Source organism: Alistipes sp. An66 (assembly GCF_002161445.1).
Classification (GTDB): Bacteria; Bacteroidota; Bacteroidia; order Bacteroidales; family Rikenellaceae; genus Alistipes; species Alistipes cottocaccae.
In genome coordinates, this window is sequence record NZ_NFHT01000051.1 from 1 (window position 1) to 635 (window position 635).

The 635-nt window shown below is 54.3% G+C and carries 1 protein-coding gene; it reads right to left on the reverse strand.

Annotated elements, in window-relative coordinates; all coding sequences use genetic code 11:
• On the reverse strand, window positions 1-491 hold a 491-nt coding region (locus tag B5G16_RS12445; protein ID WP_239406128.1), incomplete at its 3' end, for an Arm DNA-binding domain-containing protein.
• Window positions 492-635: the final 144 nt, after the last annotated feature.

Here is a 635-nt window from a genome sequence, read left to right on the forward strand (position 1 = left end):
TAGGAGATTCTGTCCAGCGGCAGGTCCTCTTTTTGATATTGAGCTTGGGTGTATTCGGTCATGTAACGCAGCAGGCGGTGGTATTTGTTGGCTGTGACCTGTGTGATGCGGCTACCGACTTCCTGCTGCCGTTTTTCGCAGTATTTCGCGAATTCGGCAAGGAAGAGTCGGGTGGAGCTGCCCGGATTCTCGAGCCGTTCCTTGATGGTGAAGCAGTCCGGTATCCTGCCCTCCCGAATCAGAGCGTCGTAGGCCGCCAGGATATTGGCCCGATAGCTGTCCACGATGCCGTTGATCTGCAGGGCCACCTTGTCCCGATGCAGGGAGCGTTCCAGACGTTGGTTCCAGCGCTCAGGCTCGATCTGGCAGCGGGTGTAAATCTCGGTTGAGAGGCCGGAGGTGGTGATTCGGGCATAGATGGGCGCTTTGCCCTTTTTGGAGATTCTGGACTTCTTGCAGAAGAAGACCACGGAGAAGGTTGTTCGGCGCATGGCTGCATGTTTTTTAAGGGGTTAAACAAACGTTTGCAGCATGGGCGATATTGCGACGCAAGTCGGTGTAAAACAGTGTATTGTGCGTAAATCGTGACCTGTTTTCGGTCCGGAGCAAAACAGGTCACGATTTGGTCTCGGACT